Below are 18,001 nucleotides of genomic sequence, written 5' to 3'. Positions count from 1 at the left end.
CGCTCGCGCCGTCTGCGCAACCCTGACCAGCCCCGACGGCACGAGCGCTATCATCGTGCCATTGGAGGTTCCAAATGGGAGCTTGACAACAAACCGCGATCTAAAGGCCGATTGACATTCACGCAGCCGTCACGGACTCGGCCTATGGCTGCAGCGCCGTCAAAACGATCGAGGATTGATGATGAGCCATTTGTCAGACATGCTGCGAACACTGCGGTGGGATGACTACCGTTACTATCACCAGAGCAGAATTAATCAGACGCTGCATTTGATCAGCGCCTTCATCTTCCTCGGTTGCTATGCGCTCTTGTTCAAGGACCCTGCAATGGCCGGGCTTGTCGGCTGGCTTGCGATGCTGACGCGGCAGACCGGACATTTTTGCTTCGAGCCGAACGGCTACGATGACGTGAACAAAGTCAGCAACGAGTACAAGGAGGCGGTCAAGATCGGCTACAACCAGATGCGGAAGATTGTGCTCTTGATTATCTGGGGCCTGACGCCGCTCGCACTGTACGTCTTTCCGCTGTTTGGCATGTTCGATCCGCCTGCCGGGTGGCTTGACTTCATCCGGCACGTCGGCACGGTATGGCTCGTCATCGGCATCGGCGGCGCCCTCCTTCGGATGATCCAGCTTTTCGTCACCCGTGACGGTCAGACCGGACTGGTATGGGTCTTCAAAGTCCTGACGGATCCCCTCCACAACATCGCGCTGTACTACAAATCGCCGCTCGCGCTCTTGCGCGGCGAGCTGATCGACACGTCGATCGCGGACGCCGGCTGGGGACGTGACGAGGCCGAAAAGGCTCCGCGTCTCACCTGAGCGACGCACGTTGAGCAGGTGCTCACCGGGTACCCGCTTGACTAGGGGCGGCGGCCGCTGAGTGACGCGGTCGAGGTCAGAGGCCAGGAGTGCCTGGTCGAGCGTGGCCATGACGTCGGAGGCGGCCATCGTGGGACCAAGCCGCCAAGCGACGATGTAGCGCGAGAGGTCGTCGAGCCCGGTCGAGAGATAGTACCAACCCCACCCGGTGATTTTGAGGTAGGTGAAGTCGGTCTGCCAGAGCTGATTGACGGCCGTCGTCTTGTCCTTGAACTCGTTCGCCGCCTTGATCACCACATAGGCCGGGCTGGTGATGAGGTCATGCGCCTTGAGCAACCGATAGACCGACGCTTCGGAGACAAAATACTTCCGTTCGTCGGTGAACCGCACGGCCAGCTCACGCGGCGACAGCTGCGGAGTTTCCAGCGCCAGGTGGATGATCTGAGCTCGCACATCGTCCGGAATGCGATTCCAGACCCGCTCCGGTCGAGATCGATGATCGGCCAGCGCGGCGCTGCCGCCCTCGCGGTAACGCTCATACCAGCGATAGAAGGTGGCCCGTGGGGTGCCAGGCTTGTCCAGCGTGCGCTTGGCCGGAAGATGCGATTGCTCGATCAACTGGATGACCTCGGCCTTCTCGGACGCGGGATATCTCATGCCTCGTCGTCCCCATCCTCGGTCATGCTTTTTTTCAACCGGGTCTCCAGGGTGAGGTCGGCCACGACTTCCTTCAGCGCCGTCGTCTCACGACGCAGATCCTTCACCTCGCGAGAGCTTGCCGCACGCGCCGTGTCGCCCGCCAGGCGACGTTTACCGGCTTCGAGGAGCTCCTTGGACCACCATAGTACATTGAGGCGGCAATGCCCTCGCGCCGGCACAGCTCGGCGATATTCTCCTCGCCCCACAGGCCTTCCAGCACGATACGGATCTTCTCTTCCGCCGAATACTGCCGGCGTGTCTGGCGCCGAATGTTCTTTAACACTTGTTCTGCCGTCGCTTTGCCCGGTCCGGATTCTGCTTCATCTTCGCTCCTGGAAGATGCGCCGCGGGGTGGAAGGGACCCGGCGGGCGTAGGCGCGGACCAGTGCCCGCGCATAAAAGGAACCGCACCTCATCCCCGCCGGCTAGGATGATTTCTCGTGTCCACTGAAGGCACGATGGTATCGAGTACGTCCGGGAGATCTGCATCGGGAATGGCGTCGCAGGATTGGTTTGATTTGTGCCGCGGGAGAATCGTTGCTTCCGGAATTGGGAAGAATCAAGCGCTTCGGCTGCGCGCGTCTACGCGTTGTGGGGTCGACATCTTTTCACCCGAAGTCCGGGCCCGTGCGGTTCGGATGGTTCTGGATCACGCGAACGAGTACCCCTCGCGCTGGGGCTGCAGTAACATCGATGCGGTTAAGATCGGTGACATCCGGCTCCATCATCGTGCCGAGCGCTTCGATCCCTGCTAAGGCAGAACCGATCGAAGCTCGCTCGCACTTCCGCAAACGCTTCGACTACAGCCCCGGTCGCCGGCAACCAGCCGTTGTGATATCTCTCGTCATCGCGTTGCTCTCCTTTGTGGAATCAGCACCCGAGCCTACTGGCTCAAGGTGGGCAACGCCGCCTCTTCAGAAATTCAACAGAACCCGGGACATCCCCTGTAATGGCAGCGGGACGGAACTACTGAACAAACTAAACTTCCGGGACCGATCTCTTGACGCAACCAGAACCTCGTTGAGATCGGCGCGGATGCCCAGATCGATGTTGCCGATCTGAATTATCACAAAGCTCAAGCCAGAGTGGTGCTGCAGATGGGCTACGATATCGTGCCCCAATCGATGGTGAGCGACCCTTCTTTTGAGACATACTGCGGTTCGAGATGATGGGTGATTTCGCCATCAGCAAATGAGGCCCGCCGAACCGATGGACGCATCATTTGGACGATCGGGACGGTGCAGACGAAAGCAACCGATCTTTAGCGTTCTGGCGATATCGCTGATAGCGAGATCCGGGCGAAAGATGTGCTCGAATACGTCTTGCGTGATCACAAGATCAAACGTGTCGTCGGCAAAGTCTGCGCCTGCAGGTCTTCTGAGCGATACCCCTTTTGGTGTTGGGAACCAAACGGGATGCTCGGGTCCCACTGCGTCGCCGTGTAGTTCCTGCACTCTGTGCGCAGGCGCTGACCTGAGTCCGGCAAACTGGACCATTTTTGGCTAGAGTTTTCGCTGCCGATTCCCCTCGGCTGGGAGGAGCGACGGACCATGAAGGCCTTGAAGTTTTTAGACGCCCAGAAGGCGTTCATCCTGAAGCAGGGCCATGACGGGGTTGCGGTGGCAGAGATCTGCCGTAAGGCCGGGATCAGCCAGGCGACTACTTCAACTGGAAGAGTATGACGGTCTGCTGCCGACCGAGATGCGGCGGTTGAGACAGCTCGAAGATGAGAACGCCAAGCTGAAGAAGCTGGTGGCCGATCTGTCGCTCGACAAGCAGAGCTGCAGGACGTGATCCGCCGATTATGTATGGTCTGCCCCGCCTGTGCAAGGCTCTTGAGCGATCCGACTTCGACAGTCTGCGTAAACGTATCGGCCTCTCGCGAGTGGGTTGCGGTTGCAGCCAGGCCATGATGAGATCAGCACGCCGCGTTCCCAGATAGCTAATCGGGCATTCGCCCGTTTTCGGCGAAGGGCTTGCGCGGCGCCGAACCTCGCAGTCTGCTGCCCGGGCCTACGGGAATGCGCCGCTCGTAGGTAGAGCCGGACCGTGTGAGGATGACCCAGGCGACCCGCGCAATCCTTGTGGCCAGAGCCACGGTGACCTTGTTGGCATGTATGCGCTTTTCGAGGCCGGTCAACCACGAACCCAAGCGATCGGAAGTACGTTTAGGACGCATGATCCTGCGCCGTGAATCAGTAGTCGCCTCAGGTAATGATTGCCTCTTTTGCTGATCCCAAGGAGGGTCGTCTTACCACCCGTTGAGTGTTCGCGAGGGACCAACCCAAGCCACGCGGCGAGGTCTTTGGCCCTTCGGAACTGACTAGCATTGCCGGCGCTCGCGACGAATGCCGTCGGCACGAGTGGGCCTATCCCGGGAACAGTCATGAGCCGCCGCGCTCGTTCGTCACTCGCCGCCAAAGCCTCGATTCACGTGTGATCTCGGCGATGCGGTGTTCGATGTGCCCGAAGTCCTCGAACAGCCGACGAAGCGTGCGCCTCATCCTCGTCGGTCAGTACGCGAGGGAAGTCGGCTTTGAATTTGCCGATGCCCTGATGGATTGCGCTCCCGTATTCGAGGCAGAACGCCGCATTTGGCAGACGAGCTGAGTTCGCAGGGCAACCTTCTGATCTCGGATGCGGTGCAGCGCCTGGATGTCGACTTGGGATTCCGATTTGCTCTCAACAAAGCGCATCGCGGGTCGGGGGCCGCCTCGGCGATCGCTTCCGCATCGATGATATCGTTCTTGTTGGACTTCACGTAGGGCTACACGAACTGCGCAGGAATCACTCGGACCACGTGCCCGAGCTGTTGTAACTTGCGTGCCAGCCATTGGGAGCCTGGGCAACCTTCCATCGCGACGACCGTACGCTGCGCGGCATCGAAGAACTGCAAAACTGTGTCGCGGCGGAGCTTTCCTTTTGGATGACTCCACCGCCTGCGTCGGTTCCTACGACATGGAAAATATGCTTCCCGATATCGATGCCGAAGACGGCGGCGGGCTGACGCTTGTTGCGCAACATTTTTCTGGTCCTTTCTCGGTCGAAAACTCGCCGCGCAGTATGCGCGGGTTCGGCGGGGCAGACCATCCCATTAGCTATGAAGCCTGGCCGGAAGCGCAAGCTGGTCGACGAGGTTTGCGCTGAGTGGCAGGTCTCGATCCGCAAGGCTTGTGAAGCCCTCGAGTTCGACCGGTCGACCTACCATTACAAGTCTCTTCGCTCCGGCCAGGCAGCCCTCGAAGATCGGATCAAGGAGATCTGCCATGTCCGCGTTCGCTACGGCTATCGCCGTGTCCACGTTCTGCGGCGCCGCGAGGGATGGCGCCACGGCCAGAACAAGACAGTCGCATCTATCGCGAGTTGGGCCTGCAATTTGGCAACAAGACGCCGAAGCGCCGGGTCAAGGCCAAGTTGCGCGATGATCGCCGACCTCCGACGCGCTCGAACGAGACCTGGGCGATGGATTTCGTCCACGATCAGTCGGCGACCGGACATAAGCTGCGCGTGCTCACGACCGTCGATTTCTTGTCCCGTTTCTCACCGGTGCTGGCGCCACGGTTCACCTTCCGCGGCAGCGACGTCGTGGCGATACTGGAAAGGGCCTGCGAGGAAGTGGGATTCCCGGCGAGGATCCGCGTCGATCAAGGCAGCGAGTTCGTGTCGCGCGACCTTGACCTATGGGCCTACCAGCGCGGCGTCACGCTGGACTTCTCGCGGCCCGACAAGCCGACCGACAATGCGTTCATTGAGGCCTTCAACGGTCGCTTCCGGGCCGAATGCCTCAACACTCACTGGTTCCTCAGCCTTGCGGACGCCCAGGAAGAAGTGGAGACTTGGCGCGGCCCCATGGGGCGATCGGCAACAGACCGCCGATCTTGCTGCAAAACCACGTCGGCGCATCCAGCCCGCCAACGTGATCAAGGGCGAAAAACTCTCGTTCTGGGTGGTCCAAAGTTCGGTCTCCCTGCAAAAACCCTGAGACTCTAACTGCCGTTGGATGAAGTTCAGTGGCAGGTCAACGCAAACTAGTCATTATTGGGACGGTGCGAGCGCTCCGGAACCGGCCCAGTACGCAGCGGCAGCAACCAATCATCGGGCCGCGTTTAGCTCAACCTCTGCATAATTTGGACCATGGCGGGATTTTGAGCCGTGAGATGAACAAAATTCGGATCAGGGATTGCGTACTCGGACAGCCCCGAGGCTGGGTGGCGCAGCCTCTTCGAGTGTCATCTTCTCGAGCATAAGGTCCGCGACAAGTTTGCGCAGGCGCCGGTTCTCGACCGTGAGCTCTTCCAACGCACGACGCATTTCATCTATGCTAGGGAGGGTGGAAGGCGGGTTCCTGCCCGCGTTACGCCCCTCCGAAGATTGCCCCCCGTCCTTGCTGAGCGGCAGTTTTCGCCAACGATGGAGCGTCATGACGCTCACGCCAAGCGCCTTGCAAATGGCCACCTGAGAATTGCCTGCTCGGGCCAGTTCGTCTGCCTCAGCGAGTTTCAGTATTTTCTCTTCATGAGAGTGTTTCTTCATGCACGCCGCCAAACCAGTTCCGACCAGTAAACTCGCGGGCTAGCTTGAAACAGAGGGCGATCCAATGTCAAATAACATACACGCAGCCGTTAGATAACCTACAAGGCGTCGCATACGGTACAAAGGACCAGTGGCGGCGCTACCATAAGTGGATAGCGCCCAAAAGAGATAAATGTCAATTAGCAGTTGGTTTTAACGTTGGCGGCGGCGGGCAGGCCGAACGCCGAAAATTTGGGTTAGCGGCAAACAGACTTTTTTTGCCTCGATCACAGCTCCCAGTTCGATGTCATTCAGCCGTGATAATCCCCGCCAGATCACGGTAGTCCTGGAGGCGGATCGTTGGCTCGGGTGACCTTGCCCCCCTATGTGGAACGGCCCGCGTGGCAAGAGCTTTTTCAGTCGATTTCACACATTGGGACGGTGCGGTCATATGTCCGGCCTTTGCGCGCGGCACATGGCCGCTGGCCTCGATGAGATCCGCGGAACCAGGAGCTATAAATCAAGTTTACGCGCTTGAGCGCATTGGGGGCAGTAGCTTCACTCGTTTCGGGATTTCGCCATGGTTCATCGGCTGTTGTTGCACCTTGCCCTCTGCCGGCCTGCGCCGCTCAGATCGCCTTGGCGGTCACTGCGTCCATCAGACGGCGGCCGCGGTAGTCGACAGCGGGTCGGGACGCCGGTACGTCCCGCCTTTGTTCAGAAGGGCCCAAATGATCCGCGCAGTCTTATTGGCTTGCGCGACCGCGACAACCTTGAAGGGCCGTCTGGCGAATAGCGCCTTCAGCCACGGTCGCGCCTGAGCGTCGTTTCGGGCAACTCGCAAGACGGCTGTTGCCCCGACAACGAGAAGGGCACGGAGTTCCGGATTCCCCATTTTCGATATTCGTCCCAGCCGCTCCTTGCCTCCGCTTGAATGAGACCGTGGCGTCAGTCCTAGCCAAGCGGCAAAGTGGCGAGCCGACTTGAACCCGCCAGGATCCGGCACAAGCGCCTTGATGGTCGCCGCCGTAATGGCGCCGACGCCAGGGATGGTAGTCAACCGGCGCATGTCCTCGTCGTGCTTGGCCTCAATGACGATTGCGCGCTCGAGCCTCTCGATCTGGTTGGCTGAAGCTTCAATCTCGTCGGCAATAGCCATGAGCGCGAAGCGCGCCGCTGCGGGCAGGCGAGCATCTGCCTCGTCCCGTACGATTGCGATCAGCGCCTCAACCTTTGCCAGGCCGGCGGTGGCGATGATCCCCAACTCGGCTTGGTGCGCGCGCAACGCGTTGACCGCCTGCGTTCGCTGCCGCACTAGAAGAGCGCGGGTCTTCAGCACCATCGCGGCAGCCTGTTGCTTGGCCGTCTTAATGGGCACGAAGCGCATGGTCTTTCGGGTCACCGCTTCGCTGATGGCCTCCGCGTCCGCCGCATCCGTCTTGCCTCGCTTGACGAAGGGTTTGACATAAGCTGGCGGAATGAGCCGCACCTCATGACCGAGAGCTGCGATCTCGCGCGCCCAATAGTGGGCGCTACCGCATGCTTCCATCCCCACCAGGCATGGTGGCAGCTTCTCGAAAAAAGGCAGAACTTCGCTGCGCCGTAGCTTCCGGTTGAACACGGGTACGCCCTCGGCATCCGCCCCGTGAACCTGGAAAACGTGCTTGGCCACGTCGACCCATGGTCGTCGCCATCGCCGTTGCCAACAAGTTGGCCCGGATCGTCTGGGCAATGATGACGACCGGGAAATTCTATCGGCCTAAGCTCACGGCCTGACTTTCCGCGTATGTTGGCCAACTTATAGTGTGAGGGCAAATGACAGCATGATGGAAACCGGCGGAGCTGGGGATCGCGCAAGCCCGAAGAGCTTTAAGCGCAACAAGCGCGACCCGTTGATGAGGCCTCGATCCGCGATCTCCATGAGGGCCAGCGACCATGGTATCGGTCGCACTAACAGGCCGTATACATGAACGCACCCGACCGTCATCCAAAGTGCTGCTAAAATCCCTTGCATCCGCGGGGCCGTCTATACATGAAACTCTCGATGAAGGGATTCTGCATCGGCTTTCCTGGCGCAATGAAGTGCCAGTCGATAACCGTGTCCTTGCTCCAGGCCAGCATGGCGTTGCAGGTGAACTCTGTGCCATGGTCGGACACGATCATTTCTGGCTTGCCACGTCGTGCGACGATCGCGATCAGTTCGCGGGCGACGCGCCGTCCCGAGATCGAGGTAGTCGTCCGTGAAGAAGATTGATTTCACGCTGGATTAAGCCGACCGCCGGAGAAGAGTGCGGTCAGGAAGAGGTGCAGCAAAAGCCTGAGCCAGCGGATGAGGCGGCGGAAGTTGTAGCCGGCGGCGGCGAGGACGGCGTTGGCTGCATCGCCGCGACGGAACCAGAGATAATTGCGGCCCATGCGGTGCTCGGCTTTAGATGGCCGATGACGGGCTCGACAGCGGCCCTGCGGCGCAATTGGCGTTTGATCCTTGGTGTCACTCCTCGCTTCTGGCCGGAGATGAAGACCCTGAACTTGTAATCGGGTGGGGCGTTGTGGCCGCGATATCCCTTGTCGGCGAGGAGGCGCGCGATGATGTTGCCGATGAGCGCCTCCATGTCCGGGATCACGGTGGCCAGCGTGTGACCGTCATAGGGATTGCCGGGCAGTGCCTTCACATGGGTGACGAGTTGGCCGCCCCTGGCGTGGCCGATCGTGGTGGCGACGGAGACTTTGACGCCGAACTCGTAAGGCCGGTGGGCCTTGCCCTTGCCGATGCACTCGACCTCCGGCGCGTGCAGGGAATAAACCTTCGGCCCACGTTGACGCTGCTGCTGCTCGCGCACGCGCCGCGCCAGCGCCAGCAGCTTTGCGAACGCCGCCTCGAGCCCGCTGTTACCCTCGATCTTGCGGCCGATGTCGCGGATCACGCGGCCCAGATAGGTCCGCAGCGTCTTGAGCTTCCGGTTGGCGCGCTTGAACTGCTTGGCGTGGGCATAGCGCTGGTGCTCGATCAGGGCGAACTTGCCCACCCGCGCATAGGACTGACGCAAAATCACCCCATGGCGCTGCGCCAGCCGCACCAGCTTCTCGCGCGCCCGGTTTAGAAGCTTCGCGTCGGTGGGGAACGTCACGTTCTTGGGCTGAACCGTGGTGTCGACGATCACCCGCGACAGTTCGGACGGCTTGACTGCCTCGGTCTTGACGGCAACCGACAGGCTTTCCTGGATCAGCGCCGCCAGCCGTTCCTCGCCCATGCGATTGCGCCAGCGCGTCAGCGACGAGCGATCGAACACCAACCGGTGCTGGAAGAATTCTTCGCCGCAGAAGTATTGGTAATAGGGGTTCTCGACCCACCGCTCGCACAGCACCTCGTCGGACAGGTCGTAGGTGTGCTTGAGGATCGAAAGCCCCGCCATCAAGCGCGTCGGCAGCGGCGGCCGGCCGGGATCATCATCGTAAACCTCGCCGAACCGCCCTTCCAGAAAGCCCCAATCCACCGTGCGGCCCAGCCTCACCAGCGGATGCTTCATGTCGATGATCTGATCGAGCCGGGAGCGGAAAAGATCCTGTTCCCCCGTCTCGCTCCGCTCTCGTGGCCGCATCGAATCTCTCGCCAAAGCCGGTTCTGCGCGAGTGAATCACAAATCAAGTTTGCAAGGAATCCCGCTCCAAAGGCCCGCTTTCCGGCAAATTCAATTACTGCAAAATGCCGTTTCCGGATTCCAAATCAACGGCTTGGGAATTCTTCACGGACGACGAGGTATCCGGAATGGCGCCAAGGCATTCCTTGGTCACGTCATCGACGATGTTGAGGATGCGGAAGCGCCGCCCGTTAGCGAACTGGTCGTGGACGAAGTCCAGCGACCAGCGGGCATTGGGCTTAGCCTCCACCACGATCGGGGCCCTGTCCCCGCGGCCTTGCGGCGGGCTCGCCGCTTGCGCACGGTGCCCGACGGTTCGCCCTCCCGCCGCAGCAAGACGAACAGCCGGCGGTATCCGAAACGCCGCCGCTCGTTGGCGAGATCGCGCAATCGACCACGCAGAGCCGTGTCTGGAGGGCGGCTGGAGCTGTAGCGGATCATCTTCCGATCAGCGCTGACGATCGAACAGGCCCGCCGTTCCGACAGGCTCATGACAGCCTGCAGATGCGCGACCGCAGCGCGCTTGGTGTCTGGCCCTACATTTTTTTGAAAGAAGCTCGCGAAGGGCGGCCGCATCAAGCATCTGCTCCGCGAGGAGCTTCTTCAGCTTCGCGTTCTCGTCTTCCAGCGCCTTCAGCCGCTTGGCCTCAGACACATCCATGCCGCCGAATTTGGCCTTCCAATTGTAGATCGTCGCCTCGGAGATTCCATGCTTGCGAGCCAGGTCCGCTGTCTTTGCCCCAGCCTCATGCTCCTTCAACACAGCGATAATCTGCTCTTCCGTGAACCTTGCTCGCTTCATCTGTCCGTCCTTCTTCGGGCCGGACTCTAACTCGATCTGGAGGAAATACGCAGTGGCAGGTCACCAGCCGGCCATCCGACATGCACTTCTGCTTTCTCTTTATCCCCGCAATGCTGCCCGGATCGGAAAGGTATTGGCCCCTCGCAACGCTCTCCTAGACGTTGCACCTGGCGAGCTCGCTCCATCCCTTCAGCGCCACCCCCGGGGTGGAGCGAGTTTCCATCAGCGCGACGTCTGTGCTTCGCTGGTCGTGATGCTCTTGAAATGCCACAGGTGGTCACGCGCCGTGTCATGGTCCGCGCCCATCTACTCCGCAAGCTTCTCAATGATGCGCCTGCGCGCGACAATGCTCCGCTTTGGGCGGTAACAGGCTGATTTATTTCGAGTCATGATCCGCTCCAGGTCGTGTGCCCCGGCGCGACGATGCGCTCTCCGCGCCGGGTTCGGGCAAATCCAACAGCCGGGGCGAACTCAGAACTGGATCTTCACTTGGCGGTCACGGTCCAGTTATTGAACTTGAAGTTCATTCCGCCTGGGCCGAAGTAGCCCTTCGACTTGATCCACTCTAGGATGCCTTTGATGTCCACTGTCCCGCTGTTGCTCTTCGAAGTGGGCACGAGCGAGATGACATTGTGACCATTATTCCCTTCAAACACGTTCCAGGGTCGTCCCTCCCACGTCGACGTTAGTGTAGACCGGGATCGCCGCCCCGGAGGGATCCTGCCGATAATGATAAGAAATGGGCTTAACGTTGCCGCTACCGTCCGAGTTTCCGGTGTAGTTTGTCCAGATCATGATCTCATGCTGGTTTGAGCTGTCCCAAATATCATAGGCGGTGTCCCAGGCGCCGCTTTTAGGAACGTCCTGATTGAAGGTCGAGCTCAAAGTGTTGATTGCACTGAGCGGCTTTCCGATATGGACAGCCTCGTGCGGATAGCTCTTGATGCCACCAGTTCCAGGCTGGTTTGACCACACGCTCCACCGGTTCGCTCCATACACCGAAATGGTCTGAGGCCCGGCACCACTGCCCCACACGTCGTTGTTCCAGGAGTAGCCATCGCGTGAAAAGTTCCCATACGGAGCGCTCGAACTCCAAATCGGGACCTTTGCCGGTACAGGGACGGCAGCCGATGACCTGACGTCGTTCACAGCCTGCCTAAAAAGATCATGATGCTCCTGTGAGCAGACGTACCCCATTGGGGACTCTGGCGAGCCGGCACCGTTTATCCGATTGGAATCCATAATGCTCTCCTTGCTCTTATGGGAACGAAGCCTCTTGCCGATCGGCCCAGCGGGTACCCTAGGTTCGTGACCAGTTCAGTCGTGGGCGGCATCGTCATCTAGAGACCGGCTTCGAATTCTAGGAAGGTTGGCTTTCGAGAAGCTGACTAGCGCGAGAGTGCACGGTGCGCGCCTGTCCGTTCCTTTTCCAACCCACGCATGCGGCGCAACGAGAAGGATTTGCCCGAAGGTCATCGCGAGCCCGCCGGGATCATGATCCGGCGCAATCCTGGCGCCATCTGCATTCTGAGTGACGCGCGATTATCGCTGCGTCAGCGTCTCACGCGCCCACAGCTTGCTGAATCAATTTGGAGTGAGCCTACAAGGTTTGGCAGGCGACGAACTCAACGACTTAAGGTATCGAGACGCTGGCGATCGCGGGCGCGAGCGGCACTTCGCCCAGGGGGCAAGCCCCGCTCGCTCTTACTTGGTAGAGCCCCTCGCTCCGTTTGGATCACGGGCGGGTCGTAAACCCATAACAAGAAAAAGGCTGACAAGGCGCATTGCGAATGCTGCGCGAGTGTCAGGGATTGTTGTGCTCCTGCCGCGGCTGCGGCTTGTCCACCAAGTACGGGGTCCTCAGAAGGGCGGCGGCGTGGCAGATCAATGGGGCGTGCCAGACGGCGGAAGAGGGAGCGGGGATGCGTGTTTGTGAAATCGCCGTCGTCGGCCTCGGCCTGATTGGCAGCTCTGCGTTCCATTCGCTGGCGCGTCGTGGGGCCGACGTGCTCGGCTTCGACCCTCTTGTGTTGGGCGAGGCTCGCGGCTCATCGCATGGATCATGCCGAGTGTACCGACGCTTCAATTCCGAGAGCGCGACTTACACGGAGCTTAGCGATGCTGCCTTCAAGGGATGGCGGATGTTGGAGGCCGCCAGCGGTCGGACAATCCTCATGCCGACTCGCGTACTCGAAGCAGGACCTCCAGGATCGAAGATGGTGGCCGACTCCCGAGCCAGCGCACTCAAGGAGGCCGTTTCCGGTTTGGCCACGGGAGCGGAAGCAAACGCCGCGTTTCCGGCGTTCCAGCTTCCTGAAGAATGGGATGTAGTCGTCCAGGAAAGCGGCGGGATCCTGTTGGCGGAAGCTGCGATCCGCGCGTTTCGCTAGGGAGCCGACCACCGCATCATTCTGGCTCCGGCCCGAATACGGCCGGTGGCCGCCGGCATCCGTATTTCAACGCCCCAAGAGGTAATCTTAGCCGAGAGGGCCATTGTCGCTGCAGGACCATGGATTGCCGGCCTACTCCCGGGACTCGCGCGACATTTAAAGATCACGCGACAGACGGTCGGTTGGTTCAAGCCGGCTAAACCCGAATTGGTGCGTTACGGGGAATTTCCGGCGTTTATTGTCGAAGGGGAGAAAGGGCTGGTATACGGCTTTCCTGATTTCGAGGGACGAGGCGTAAAGGCTGCGCAGCACGACCATGGGCCAGTCGTGGGGGCAGACGCCTGGCACCCGCCGCCAACCGACACAGAACTGGAGACTGTGGGATTGACGCTCGCCGAATTGGTCCCCGGTGCGGCGGGCCCAATCGTCGAGCGCGATATCTGTCTTTATACGAACACGCTCCGAGCAGACTTGCGACCGGACGAGGGCAACGAATTCGTCGTCCGTGAAGAATTCCCAAGCCGTTGATTTGGAATCCGGAAACGGCATTTTGCAGTAATTGAATTTGCCGGAAAGCGGGCCTTTGGAGCGGGATTCCTTGCAAACTTGATTTGTGATTCACTCGCGCAGAACCGGCTTTGGCGAGAGATTCGATGCGGCCACGAGAGCGGAGCGAGACGGGGGAACAGGATCTTTTCCGCTCCCGGCTCGATCAGATCATCGACATGAAGCATCCGCTGGTGAGGCTGGGCCGCACGGTGGATTGGGGCTTTCTGGAAGGGCGGTTCGGCGAGGTTTACGATGATGATCCCGGCCGGCCGCCGCTGCCGACGCGCTTGATGGCGGGGCTTTCGATCCTCAAGCACACCTACGACCTGTCCGACGAGGTGCTGTGCGAGCGGTGGGTCGAGAACCCCTATTACCAATACTTCTGCGGCGAAGAATTCTTCCAGCACCGGTTGGTGTTCGATCGCTCGTCGCTGACGCGCTGGCGCAATCGCATGGGCGAGGAACGGCTGGCGGCGCTGATCCAGGAAAGCCTGTCGGTTGCCGTCAAGACCGAGGCAGTCAAGCCGTCCGAACTGTCGCGGGTGATCGTCGACACCACGGTTCAGCCCAAGAACGTGACGTTCCCCACCGACGCGAAGCTTCTAAACCGGGCGCGCGAGAAGCTGGTGCGGCTGGCGCAGCGCCATGGGGTGATTTTGCGTCAGTCCTATGCGCGGGTGGGCAAGTTCGCCCTGATCGAGCACCAGCGCTATGCCCACGCCAAGCAGTTCAAGCGCGCCAACCGGAAGCTCAAGACGCTGCGGACCTATCTGGGCCGCGTGATCCGCGACATCGGCCGCAAGATCGAGGGTAACAGCGGGCTCGAGGCGGCGTTCGCAAAGCTGCTGGCGCTGGCGCGGCGCGTGCGCGAGCAGCAGCAGCGTCAACGTGGGCCGAAGGTTTATTCCCTGCACGCGCCGGAGGTCGAGTGCATCGGCAAGGGCAAGGCCCACCGGCCTTACGAGTTCGGCGTCAAAGTCTCCGTCGCCACCACGATCGGCCACGCCAGGGGCGGCCAACTCGTCACCCATGTGAAGGCACTGCCCGGCAATCCCTATGACGGTCACACGCTGGCCACCGTGATCCCGGACATGGAGGCGCTCATCGGCAACATCATCGCGCGCCTCCTCGCCGACAAGGGATATCGCGGCCACAACGCCCCACCCGATTACAAGTTCAGGGTCTTCATCTCCGGCCAGAAGCGAGGAGTGACACCAAGGATCAAACGCCAATTGCGCCGCAGGGCCGCTGTCGAGCCCGTCATCGGCCATCTCAAAGCCGAGCACCGCATGGGCCGCAATTATCTCTGGTTCCGTCGCGGCGATGCAGCCAACGCCGTCCTCGCCGCCGCCGGCTACAACTTCCGCCGCCTCATCCGCTGGCTCAGGCTTTTGCTGCACCTCTTCCTGACCGCACTCTTCTCCGGCGGTCGGCTTAATCCAGCGTGAAATCAATCTTCTTCACGGACGACGAATTCATCATCGATCGACTTCCGGCCGACCCACGCATCGTCGTCGCATCGCCTTGCTCCGGCCACGGTGCGAAGTTCGCCAGCGCGATCGGTACGATGCTCGCGGATCTGGCACTCGATGCGAAACTGATCGCGCCGAAGGCGTTTCAGCTTGACCGATTCAGCGGCGTCGCCTCGCCAAGCTCCTGAGACGCCAATTGGCGTCCATTCTGGTATTGCAGACGATGGCGTAATTACGCTTGGGCTCGACCACGGGAGGCCTTAGTCCGAAGCGAGTTTTAGCAACTCGGTCATGTTGCAGCCGCTTCATCCTGACGGGCTTTTGAACGTAGCTTGCCGCTTCAATGCCCATGTCTTCATCCACGATGCATGTAGCACATCCCCGAAATGCGAAGGTATCGAAGAAGCCCGGCAAGTAACGCCTGGGCCATGAGGAGCAAGTCCGTTGAGAGCTGATCACCCGCAGTCCAGAGCGCCCGTTCCGGAAATGGTGTGGCGCGACTTACCGAAATCTGCGAAAGAACATCGCTCGCGTTTAACGCCACCCCCCGCTTCCGGCTGTAGCTCTTCCGACGTGACTTGCGTTGCTCTCAATTGCTTGGTTTGTCGTTTGTCGCATCTGCGAGACATGACTATTCGACCGACAGGCTGCCGCGCTCGCAGTTAAGTTGTTGAATAGAATGTAGGACGGTTGTTCGGGGTCTCTTCGCCCGCGGTTGGCACGACTCTTGAGCGCTCTCGTTACCCGGCGGCAGGAGCTGCCGACCGCCATCACTGATTGATCCTCTCATTGAGAAGGGAAGCAACAATGAAGACCGATATGGCAAGGCTCTAGTTGTGGAGCCTCAACAGGTTGTTCCTAGTTAGAGCGAGTTTGCTGATCGGTGGCATCGAACCGTTACTGCCATGCGGCCGGTGCCAATTGTAGCGGATGGCGCGGAGTAGGTGGCACCTGCCTATTGCGGTAAGCGCCCCGGCCATGCAGGACGATGCCGTTGTTGATCAAAAGCGTGTCACCTGGTGAGGGCATGAGTTCGGCGATGAGCCCTGGTTCGGCAAGAGCCATCTCCAAAGCTCCCACCGCCGCGCGCTGTCGCGGGTCGAGGCGCGCGTAAGCGATCTGGTGATAGAGATAGCGCAAACGAGTGCCGTCAGCATCGGAGTCGAGGATCGCGACAGCGTCGAGCGCCTCGTCGGCAGGGTCAATCTGTCGCGTCACGTCAAAGGGAACGGGGCGCCGCAGGTCCTCAACAAGGCTGGGCGCCATCTTCGCGACACGTGCGAGCAGCGTCGCCGCACTAGCTAGCCGTACCGCGCCGCCCGCCTCCGCCGCGCGGAAGCAGAGGAAGGCGAGGCGGCGCGGAGGGTCACGGCCGAAGGCGTGGTCGGTATGGCAGGGCAAGTCGTTCCAGCGTCGTCCGAGCGCAACTTGCTCGTCGCTCTGCATATGGCCGGGCATGTCTGGGTCGACCACGTCGCAGAGGTAGGATCCTGAGACATCCTGCGGGCGCAAGCGTCCAAACCTCTTCGCCATTATGATGTGGAGCAAGCGCGCCTCGCGGAAGGAAAGGGTCTCGACGGGGATGCGGCTGAGCAGCGCGAAACCGGGCCCCTGCCCCAGCGCCTGTTCAACTCTTGCAAAGAAACCCGCCTGCGCATCCTCGGCGTCAAGCACGAGATCGGAGCGGACGATCGCTGCCCAGTCGTAAGCGGAGACCTCCGCAAGAGGCGCGGGATCGAGGAGGGGCAAGGGAATCTCAAATCGCCAAACCTCCGGGCGGACGCTGATAAAGGCATCCCATAGTGCACCCGTGGAGAAATTGACTCTCCGCTGTACGCAGCCAGGCGTCGCTGGCTCGCTGGTCACGGGTGAGGCTCCGGCTCGGCCGTGTTGCCCATGACAACCTGGAAGCGCGGATCGACACCCCAGGGCGGCATGTGAATATCCCTTTCAAGTTCGTCGGCAGATATGCCAAGGCGGCGCGCCATATCGAGGTCGACTGGCGGCTCTGCCGCCGGTGGGATGAACAGCGTCCCGGCGGTTCTGTACCGCCGCAATGTCTCGTGCAGTTCACGGATTTTCACCGGCCAAACCTTTGAGCGGCCGATCGGCAGGACGGGTGCATGGTAGAGATATCCAATGTGATCAGCGTCATAATAGCGTAGGAGGCTCTCGATGAGGAGCGGCACATGCGCAACGTTGTAGCCCTCGCTCTGATAGCTGGCCTCGCCGACGCAATCGACCTGCCATAGAATCACGGCGCAGCTCGGATCAAGCCTGTGGCCGAAAACGAGCCACTCGCTCGCCTCAAAGGACAGGCAGCCGTGCTCCGCCGGATCGATGCCAAGGTCAGCGTAAAGGCAAGCCTCCGCGGAGATGGCAGGTTGCATGAAGGCGCGATAGCCCTCGCGCCGGGCGCGCTTGACGGCCTCATGTGAGGGCGAGACAAAGACGCCTGGATGGCCATAGAACGCCGCCGCGACGGACTTGCCCTGGCGAACCGGCTCGAGCATGCTCTCAACCATCTCCTCGTAGGTGGTGCGCCGATCCTTGCCATCCGCATAGAAGCGCGAGAGATCCTCGGCGTCTGGGCGCAGCTCAAGCAGCCAGTCACGGGTTAGTGGCTCGGACACGCAGAACATGATCACGTCGGCACTCTTGATCCGCGTGATCGCCTCTCTGGTCAACTGCCGTCCTCCTTGGATTCCGGTTCCGATGATGGCCAGGATGCCAAGTTTGGGTGGTGCAGACATGATCGGCGCTCCGATGCAGAGAGCTGTCGCCCGTGCGCAACAGCAAAGACTAAAACGGGACTGACGATGAGAACGTAAACTCGCAGCGTCGGTGCTCAATGTGTTTCCGCTCCATCAAACCCGCAAAGACGCTGACCGCGTCCCAAATACCATCGATGAATGTTGGTCCTTTCCGCGTAGGTTCTACTTTGGTTTGGTCCTTTGATTGGTTTTTGGATCCTTTCTGCTCGTGCAGGATCTGTATCCCCGAGAAGATCCGCAAGGCACCTACCAGAATTGGTTGGGCGGCGAGAGAAATAGACAGCTTCGGGCACAACCGCTAACTCCGTTACAGTTGTACATTGTCCAAGATTCGCGGTAACCGGG

General features: G+C 60.5%; 13 protein-coding genes and 8 pseudogenes. 8 read left to right on the top strand and 13 right to left on the bottom strand.

Annotation, left to right across the window (positions count from 1 at the left end):
* Nucleotides 1-181: 181 nt before the first annotated feature.
* On the top strand, nucleotides 182-820 hold the full coding sequence (locus tag ACH79_RS43945) for a hypothetical protein (RefSeq protein ID WP_246738679.1): 639 nt from the start codon (nucleotides 182-184) through the stop codon (nucleotides 818-820).
* Nucleotides 821-880: 60 nt separating this feature from the next.
* Here ACH79_RS43945 and ACH79_RS15515 read toward each other — a convergent pair.
* The 3 genes and pseudogenes from ACH79_RS15515 to ACH79_RS45100 all read right to left on the bottom strand — a co-directional run.
* Nucleotides 881-1,802: pseudogene (locus tag ACH79_RS15515) on the bottom strand (helix-turn-helix domain-containing protein); the annotation flags it as partial.
* Nucleotides 1,803-2,226: 424 nt separating this feature from the next.
* A pseudogene (locus ACH79_RS15510) lies at nucleotides 2,227-2,367 on the bottom strand (IS256 family transposase); the annotation flags it as partial.
* A gap of 336 nt (nucleotides 2,368-2,703) precedes the next feature.
* Nucleotides 2,704-3,015, bottom strand: coding sequence for a methyltransferase domain-containing protein (locus ACH79_RS45100; protein WP_371419407.1), 312 nt, complete (start codon nucleotides 3,013-3,015; stop codon nucleotides 2,704-2,706).
* Between the two features lie 54 nt (nucleotides 3,016-3,069).
* On the opposite strand from ACH79_RS45100, the pseudogene ACH79_RS15500 reads away from it, so the two are divergent.
* Nucleotides 3,070-3,321, top strand: a pseudogene (locus ACH79_RS15500) (transposase); the annotation flags it as partial.
* Between the two features lie 334 nt (nucleotides 3,322-3,655).
* Here ACH79_RS15500 and ACH79_RS45095 read toward each other — a convergent pair.
* A complete protein-coding gene (locus ACH79_RS45095) occupies nucleotides 3,656-3,907 on the bottom strand; it encodes a transposase (protein ID WP_371419406.1) in 252 nt (83 codons plus the stop codon).
* 534 nt (nucleotides 3,908-4,441) lie between these two features.
* Between ACH79_RS45095 and ACH79_RS42970 the strand changes: the two genes are divergently transcribed.
* Together ACH79_RS42970 and ACH79_RS15490 are read left to right on the top strand one after the other, a co-directional pair.
* Complete coding sequence (locus ACH79_RS42970; protein ID WP_202639390.1) at nucleotides 4,442-4,666, top strand: hypothetical protein; 225 nt, start codon at nucleotides 4,442-4,444, stop codon at nucleotides 4,664-4,666.
* Nucleotides 4,617-5,439: pseudogene (locus ACH79_RS15490) on the top strand (IS3 family transposase); the annotation flags it as partial. The gene ACH79_RS42970 and the pseudogene ACH79_RS15490, both read left to right, overlap by 50 nt.
* A 253-nt stretch (nucleotides 5,440-5,692) precedes the next feature.
* Here the strand turns inward: ACH79_RS15490 and ACH79_RS15485 are convergent.
* The 6 genes and pseudogenes from ACH79_RS15485 to ACH79_RS15460 form a co-directional block, all read right to left on the bottom strand.
* Nucleotides 5,693-6,052 (bottom strand): helix-turn-helix domain-containing protein, encoded by a 360-nt coding sequence (locus ACH79_RS15485; protein ID WP_161851777.1) that lies wholly within the window; start codon nucleotides 6,050-6,052, stop codon nucleotides 5,693-5,695.
* Between the two features lie 637 nt (nucleotides 6,053-6,689).
* Nucleotides 6,690-7,703, bottom strand: a complete 1,014-nt coding sequence (locus ACH79_RS15480) for an IS110 family transposase (protein ID WP_202639247.1) — start codon at nucleotides 7,701-7,703, stop codon at nucleotides 6,690-6,692.
* Between the two features lie 362 nt (nucleotides 7,704-8,065).
* Nucleotides 8,066-8,263: pseudogene (locus tag ACH79_RS15475) on the bottom strand (DDE-type integrase/transposase/recombinase); the annotation flags it as partial.
* Nucleotides 8,264-8,287: 24 nt separating this feature from the next.
* A pseudogene (locus ACH79_RS15470) lies at nucleotides 8,288-9,630 on the bottom strand (IS5 family transposase).
* A 148-nt stretch (nucleotides 9,631-9,778) separates the two neighbouring features.
* Nucleotides 9,779-10,471, bottom strand: a pseudogene (locus ACH79_RS15465) (transposase); the annotation flags it as partial.
* 648 nt (nucleotides 10,472-11,119) lie between these two features.
* Complete coding sequence (locus tag ACH79_RS15460) at nucleotides 11,120-11,713, bottom strand: glycosyl hydrolase (RefSeq protein ID WP_246738550.1); 594 nt, start codon at nucleotides 11,711-11,713, stop codon at nucleotides 11,120-11,122.
* A 548-nt stretch (nucleotides 11,714-12,261) separates the two neighbouring features.
* On the opposite strand from ACH79_RS15460, the gene ACH79_RS15455 reads away from it, so the two are divergent.
* From ACH79_RS15455 to ACH79_RS15440, 4 genes are all read left to right on the top strand, one after another.
* Nucleotides 12,262-12,861: an FAD-dependent oxidoreductase gene (locus ACH79_RS15455; protein ID WP_161851775.1), complete on the top strand. Its 600-nt coding sequence runs from the start codon at nucleotides 12,262-12,264 to the stop codon at nucleotides 12,859-12,861.
* A gap of 45 nt (nucleotides 12,862-12,906) precedes the next feature.
* Nucleotides 12,907-13,389: a hypothetical protein gene (locus ACH79_RS15450; protein ID WP_161851774.1), complete on the top strand. Its 483-nt coding sequence runs from the start codon at nucleotides 12,907-12,909 to the stop codon at nucleotides 13,387-13,389.
* A 125-nt stretch (nucleotides 13,390-13,514) separates the two neighbouring features.
* Entirely contained in the window at nucleotides 13,515-14,858 is a 1,344-nt protein-coding gene (locus ACH79_RS15445; protein ID WP_161851761.1) for an IS5 family transposase, read from the top strand.
* Nucleotides 14,855-15,070 carry a hypothetical protein gene (locus ACH79_RS15440; RefSeq protein WP_161851773.1) on the top strand — a complete coding sequence of 72 codons (216 nt, stop codon included), beginning with the start codon at nucleotides 14,855-14,857 and terminating at the stop codon, nucleotides 15,068-15,070. The genes ACH79_RS15445 and ACH79_RS15440 overlap by 4 nt, the downstream gene beginning before the upstream one ends.
* Before the next feature lie 642 nt (nucleotides 15,071-15,712).
* Here the strand turns inward: ACH79_RS15440 and ACH79_RS15435 are convergent.
* From ACH79_RS15435 to ACH79_RS15425, 3 genes and pseudogenes are all read right to left on the bottom strand, one after another.
* Nucleotides 15,713-15,811: pseudogene (locus tag ACH79_RS15435) on the bottom strand (IS481 family transposase); the annotation flags it as partial.
* Entirely contained in the window at nucleotides 15,780-16,556 is a 777-nt protein-coding gene (locus tag ACH79_RS15430; RefSeq protein WP_246738678.1) for a TauD/TfdA family dioxygenase, read from the bottom strand. The gene ACH79_RS15430 and the pseudogene ACH79_RS15435, both read right to left, overlap by 32 nt.
* 188 nt (nucleotides 16,557-16,744) lie before the next feature.
* Nucleotides 16,745-17,734 carry an SAM-dependent methyltransferase gene (locus tag ACH79_RS15425; protein WP_161851771.1) on the bottom strand — a complete coding sequence of 330 codons (990 nt, stop codon included), beginning with the start codon at nucleotides 17,732-17,734 and terminating at the stop codon, nucleotides 16,745-16,747.
* Nucleotides 17,735-18,001: the final 267 nt, after the last annotated feature.

The sequence above is a fragment of the Bradyrhizobium sp. CCBAU 051011 genome (assembly GCF_009930815.1).
GTDB lineage: Bacteria > Pseudomonadota > Alphaproteobacteria > Rhizobiales > Xanthobacteraceae > Bradyrhizobium.
Note: the sequence above shows the minus strand (reverse complement) of the source record. Positions and strands in the feature narration are given on the sequence as shown.